The following is a 5059-nucleotide window of genomic DNA, read 5'->3' as shown; positions in this document are numbered from 1 at the left end:
TCGGGCGCCGGGTCGGCGATCTCCTCGGTCACCTGTGGCGCGGCGACGGGCTCGGAGGAGACGACCTGCGAGACCGGGGCCGCCGGGACGGCGGAGCCGGCGGTCGCCGGCTGCACGGCCGCCGCCGGGGCGCTCGTGACCGTGGTGTCCGTGCCGGCGTCGGTGCTGCCGCACGCGGTGGTCGCGGCCGACACGACGGCCGCGCCACCGAGCACCGCCAGTGCAATGCGAAGGGGCAGACGGGTTTTCATGACATCAACTCCTCGATCGGGTACACAAAAGGTGGGACCGGACGCCGTTCAGACGGTCGTTCCCTGGCTGTTCGCCTTCTTCTTCGCCGGCTTGCCGGAATCGGCAGCCGCCGTCTCGGAGCGCGGTTCACAGATGACGACCGGGATGTCGCGATCGGTCCGCGTCTGGTACACGGCGAAACCGTGGTACGCCTTGACGATCTTCGGCCAGAGATCGGCCTTTTCCTCGGCATTCGCGGTGCGGGCCAGCCACGGCGTGGTGACACCGTCGATGGTCAATTCCACCTCGGGTGTGGCGACCAGATTCCGGTACCACTCCGGATCGCGGTCGTCGCCTTCCTTGGAGGCCACCAGGACCACCCGATCGGGCGACATCAGCGGAACCCACAGCACGGCGGTGCGCCGGGCGCCGGATTTGCGGCCGATGACGTGGAGTTCGATGGCGGCCATGCCGAACTGCTTGTTCCCCCATTTGCCACCGCTGACCTTGAGGATGAAGTGGTGGGTATTCCGGATGGCCTTCAACGCCTGATCGAAGACATAGTTCCGGGGCTTCGCCACCCACCCCTGGCGGCTGGCCTGCTTGGCCTTGCGGGGCGAGGTGATCGCCACATCGGCCGTGCGCAACACATTCCGGTATCCGGCGGCCAGTACCGGGAATCCGACATTCCGGGTCACGAAATCGGCGCCGACCGGAATGGTGGCCTGGGCGGTGGTGGTCAGAACCACGCGGGTGCCGCCGGGCACCTCGGAGAAGGTGAGTTCGGCGCCCTGGTGCCGGATGGCGGGAAAGCCGCTCTCGATGATCCAGCCGAGCTTCTTCGGGCTGTCGTGCACGGTGATCCGCTCGGTGTAGCTGCCGAAGAACCAGGTGACCTTCCGGACCGCGCCCACGCCGTACGGCGTATCCGAGGCCGGCTGGACCAGTTCGTTGCGCAGCACGGCCGTCGCGGCCGCGAAGTTCTCGGAATCGGCGAACCAGTCGAAGACCTTGTCGACGGGCGCCGAGATGACGCGTTCCACGGTGAGTGTCTGCATTGTCGATCCTGTCGGTGGTCGGTCGGATGTCTAGCCGAGCTTGCGCAGCCGGGGCGCGAGGTCCCGGGCGAACAACTCGAGGAAGCGGGCCTGATCGTGCCCGGGGGCGTGGAAGACCAGGTGGCGCATGCCGGCGTCGATGTAGGGCTCGATCCGGGACACCACCTCGTCGGGGTCGGTGCCGACGATCCAGCGCTTGGCGACCTGCTCGATCGGCAGCGCGTCGGCGGCGGCCTCCATCTCGATCGGGTCGGAGATGCTGTGCTTCTGCTCCGGCGTCAGCGACAGCGGCGCCCAGAACCGCGTATTCTCCAGCGCCAGTGCGGGATCCGTGTCGTAGGACAGCTTGATCTCGATCAGTGTGTCGACGTCCTCGACCGGGCGCTCCGCCTTCGCGGCGCCCTCGGTGACCGCGGGGATCAGCTTCTCCGTGTAGAGGTCCATCCCCTTGCCGGAGGTGCAGATGAAGCCGTCGGCGACCCGGCCGGCGTACTTGGCCACCAGCGGTCCGCCCGCGGCGACGTAGATCGGGATGCGGTCGGCGGGAACGTCGTAGATCGAGGCCCCGACGGTCCGGTAGTACTGCCCGTCGAAATCGACCCGCTCACCGGTCCACAGGGCTCGCATGAGGTCGACGGATTCGCGCAGGCGGCCGAACCGCTCCTTGAATTCGGGCCATTCGCCGGTGAATCCGGTGGCGATCTCGTTGAGCGCCTCGCCGGTCCCGATGCCGAGCAGCACCCGGTTCGGGTAGAGGCACGCCATGGTCGCGAAGGCCTGGGCGACGACGGCCGGGTTGTAGCGGAAGGTGGGCGTCAGCACCGAGGTGCCGATCCGGATCCGGCGAGTGCGCTCGCCGACGGCCGCCAGCCAGGCCAGCGAGAAGGGCGCGTGCCCGCCGTTGTACCGCCACGGCTGGAAATGGTCGCTGATCATGGCGCTGTCGAAACCGTTTTCCTCGGCCGATACCGTGAGCTCGACGAGTTCGCGCGGCCCGAATTGCTCCGCCGATGCCTTGTATCCCAGTCGAAGTTCCGTCACTATCTTTTCCTCGAGATCTCGATTGCATGTGCGGTTTACCGAAAGCCTATCGACTTCTCCGGTCATGACAATGACAATCAATTGTCATGAATTCAGTGGTGACCGGCAGTTTCCGCGGGATCCTGCTCACCCTTGACCACCAGCGCGACATGCAGTCTGGACGGGCAGTCCAATTTTGCCATGACGTGCCGGAGATGATTTATCACCGTCCATTCCGCTATTCCGAGCCGACTGGCTATCATGCGGTTGGTCAGGCCGTCGGCGACCAGCAGTGCGATTTCTCGCTGCCTTTTCGTGAGAATGGTGAGCGGCGATTCCGAATATTCCGGGACGACCGGCCCCGACAATGCGCAGGCGACCACATCGCGTAGATTCCTCGTCGTTTCGGGGCGGATCAGATGCGCCGCCCTGGCGTCGTCGCCGATATCCTCCGGCAGCGGAATCGCGTGGGTGCTGCGGAGGTGGTGCACACCGCCGAACAGGGTCGCCGCCGTATCGCCGAATTCGGGCCCGGCCTTCCGGTAGGCCGCCGCACAGCCCTCGACGGCCACGAGCGTCTCCAGGATGTGGCTCCCGCAGTGCGGGATGCGCAGCGCGGTGCGGTAGAGGTCGAGCGCCCGGTGCGCGGCGCCGGCGTCGAGCTGGATGCGGGCCAGGGCGTTGAGGATTCGCATCCGGTCGGCTCGCCCCTCGATCCGGCGGATCCGGTCGCGGATCTCCGTCCAGTCCTCGTCGCGGCGGCGGCCGTGTTCGGGGAGCGCGAGGACGGCGAGCGGGATGTCGGCGAGCGCATCCGGCGGCCGGGAGCCGGGACCCGTGTGCTCCCGGGCGAGAACCAGCTGCTCGCGGGCCCGTGGGGGCTGTCCGGCCGCGAGGTAGACCATGCCCAGCCGGGCCGCGATCCGGCGTTGCCCGGCGGCGTCGCCCAGACGGCCGCAGGCGTCCCCCGCGCGGGTGAACAGGTCGGCCGCGCGGTGGAAGCGGCCCGATCGCAAAGCCCAGTGCCCGAGCAACTCCAGGACGTGGGGCACGGCCGGATCGCCCGTCCCGGACCGGTCGTCGAGGAATCGGTGCAGCGTGCGCTCGATATCGGACAGGTAGCCGAACTGGATCCAGACGTCCTCCAGCAGGCCGGAGATCTCCACCGCGCGCCGGGTGCGGCCCATCGCGATCAGGCGTTCGACGGTGGCGCGGAAGTCGTCGATGCGCTGCGCGGCGACGGCCAGCGCGGCCGCGTGCTGCTCGGTCCGGCCGAGTTCGCGGGTGAGGCGAAAGGCCAACTCGCACAGGCGGTCCACGTGATCACGCCGGATCCGCTCGCCGCGCTCGCGATCGGACGCCAGCAGCCGGTGGCAGTAGGCGCGGACGGTGGCGATCAGCTCGTAGCTGGGGTGCCCGGCGTCGGTGACGGTCCGCTGGAGCAGGCTGTGCCCGATCAGGGTGGTGAGGGTGCCGCCGATGAACGTCTCCTCCATATCGACCATCAGCGAGACGGTGTCCGGATCCACCGGCGATTCGCACAGCGAAAGATGCAGCAGCACATCGACCGTACTGTCGTCGAGGCGGTCGATACCCCAGCCGACCGCGTCGTGCAGGGAGCGGTGCCGCGCCGGGGTGTCCACGTAGGGCAGGGGCGTGAGGCCCGCGCCGGACCTGATCAGCTCCAGCGTGCGCGCCGAGCCGATGCGGTTGATGGTGATCGCGGCGAGTTCCAGCGCCAGCGGTACGCCGTCGAGCTCGTGCGCGATCTCGTCCAGGACGAGGCGGTTCGCCGCGGAGCTGCGATAGCGGCTGTCGATGCCGGCCATGAGCAGTTGCGCGGCGGGCGAGGACGCGGGCCGGTTGGGCCCCGAGTCGGACCGGGTCCGCAGCGGGCGGACGTACATGACGAACTCGCGGTGCAGGTTCAGCACGATGCGGCTGGTGGCGACGACGAGCAGGTTCGGGCACCGGCGCAGCAGGCGGGAGAGGTCGCGGGCGATCAATCCGGAGACGAGATCGCAGTTGTCCAGCAGGAGAGTGGTGCGCGAGGTCCCGATGCCCGTTGCGAGCAGCTCCAATATGCGCTCCACACCGGGGTTTTCGTCGCCGCCCGGATGCCCCGAGGCGGCGAGGACGGCGGACCAGGCGCCGAAGCGGGTGCCGGCGTCGGCGAGATCCACCGTGGCGTCCCGCCCGCCCCGGAAGTCGCCGAGCGCCAGCGCCTCCTGCGCGAGCCTGCTCTTACCCACCCCCGCCGGTCCGGTCAGCGTGAGCAGCCGCACCTGCGGATCGTTTGTCAGACAACGGATCTCGTCGACCTCCTTGCCCCGCCCGACGAGCGCGGGCAGCCGAAAGCTGTCGATATCCGCATCGTCCCCGGTAATGAGATCGATCCCCGCACTCGGCCAGTGCAAAGGTGTACTACTGGTCACGGTGTCCTCCTTGCCGGCGGCATCCGTCAGTCCTTCCCGGCATGCTTTTGGCCGGGATCCCAGTGACGCGAATTCGGTTATGCCGGAACGCTCGTCGGTCCGCGGCGGGTGCCGACCGCGGCGGCGAGGCGGTCGAGCTGGGCGGCGGTGGTGTCCCAGTCCAGGCAGGCGTCGGTGATGGACTGGCCGTAGGTGAGATCGGTGGCCCGGCCGAGGGTGAGATCCTGGCGGCCCGCGACGAGGAAGCTCTCCATCATCAGGCCGACGACACTGCGGTCCCCCGTGGCCAGCCGCTCGGCGATATCGGTGACGACA

The 5059-nt window shown here is 68.6% G+C and carries 3 protein-coding genes and 2 pseudogenes; all 5 read right to left on the bottom strand.

What is annotated here, in order from left to right; translation table 11 throughout:
- Positions 1-251 (bottom strand): annotated as a pseudogene (locus ON41_RS29930) (hypothetical protein); the annotation flags it as partial.
- A 48-nt stretch (positions 252-299) separates the two neighbouring features.
- A complete protein-coding gene (locus ON41_RS39800; RefSeq protein WP_063709973.1) occupies positions 300-1289 on the bottom strand; it encodes a nitroreductase/quinone reductase family protein in 990 nt (329 codons plus the stop codon).
- Between the two features lie 30 nt (positions 1290-1319).
- The gene (gene fgd / locus ON41_RS29920) at positions 1320-2333 is read right to left on the bottom strand and encodes a glucose-6-phosphate dehydrogenase (coenzyme-F420) (RefSeq protein ID WP_085995855.1); all 1014 of its coding nucleotides are present in this window, start codon (positions 2331-2333) and stop codon (positions 1320-1322) included.
- A gap of 89 nt (positions 2334-2422) precedes the next feature.
- Positions 2423-4744, bottom strand: a complete 2322-nt coding sequence (locus ON41_RS29915; RefSeq protein ID WP_157185661.1) for an ATP-binding protein — start codon at positions 4742-4744, stop codon at positions 2423-2425.
- A gap of 77 nt (positions 4745-4821) precedes the next feature.
- Positions 4822-5059, bottom strand: a pseudogene (locus ON41_RS29910) (3-deoxy-7-phosphoheptulonate synthase); the annotation flags it as partial.

Origin of the sequence: Nocardia transvalensis NBRC 15921, assembly GCF_000308875.1 — a bacterium.
GTDB classification, from domain to species: Bacteria; Actinomycetota; Actinomycetes; order Mycobacteriales; family Mycobacteriaceae; genus Nocardia; species Nocardia transvalensis.
The sequence above is the reverse complement of the archived record's forward strand: the minus strand, read 5'-3'. Positions and strand labels throughout refer to the sequence as shown.